The organism is Erwinia sp. SLM-02 (assembly GCF_037450285.1).
GTDB lineage: Bacteria > Pseudomonadota > Gammaproteobacteria > Enterobacterales > Enterobacteriaceae > Erwinia.
Genome location: NZ_JAQISN010000019.1, coordinates 1 through 596, shown reverse-complemented (window position 1 = coordinate 596; position 596 = coordinate 1). Strand labels below are relative to the sequence as shown.

Sequence of the window (596 nt, the reverse complement as noted above, 5' to 3'; positions counted from 1 at the left end):
CCGGAGTGAACGCACCACTGGTGTTCGGGTTGTCATGCCAATGGCATTGCCCGGTAGCTAAGTGCGGAAAAGATAAGCGCTGAAAGCATCTAAGCGCGAAACTTGCCTCGAGATGAGTTCTCCCTGATTCCTTGAGAATCCTGAAGGGACGTTGAAGACTACGACGTTGATAGGCCGGGTGTGTAAGCGCAGCGATGCGTTGAGCTAACCGGTACTAATGACCCGTGAGGCTTAACCTTACAACACCAGAAGCGTTCTGGTGAGTGTTGAGAGACAACACGAACAATATTCAGCTTGTACCGGATAAAGAATTTAGCACTGTTCTGCGGACACAAGTCCGAAGGATTTTGCGCTGAGACAAGGCGGCAAGCGAGACGGCGGGAAGGAGCATACATGAGTATGTGACTGAGCGACGCGAACGCAGCCAACGCGGTATCAGCACAAAAGACACAGGACAGGGCAGAAAGAATTTGCCTGGCGGCTTTAGCGCGGTGGTCCCACCTGACCCCATGCCGAACTCAGAAGTGAAACGCCGTAGCGCCGATGGTAGTGTGGGGTCTCCCCATGCGAGAGTAGGGAACTGCCAGGCATCAAAT

2 rRNA genes are annotated in these 596 nt (G+C 53.5%); both read left to right on the top strand.

Annotated features, from left to right (window positions below):
• Nucleotides 1-239 (top strand): 23S ribosomal RNA (locus PGH32_RS24555); the annotation flags it as partial.
• A gap of 234 nt (nt 240-473) precedes the next feature.
• Nucleotides 474-589, top strand: a 5S ribosomal RNA gene (rrf, locus tag PGH32_RS24550).
• Nucleotides 590-596 lie beyond the last annotated feature (7 nt).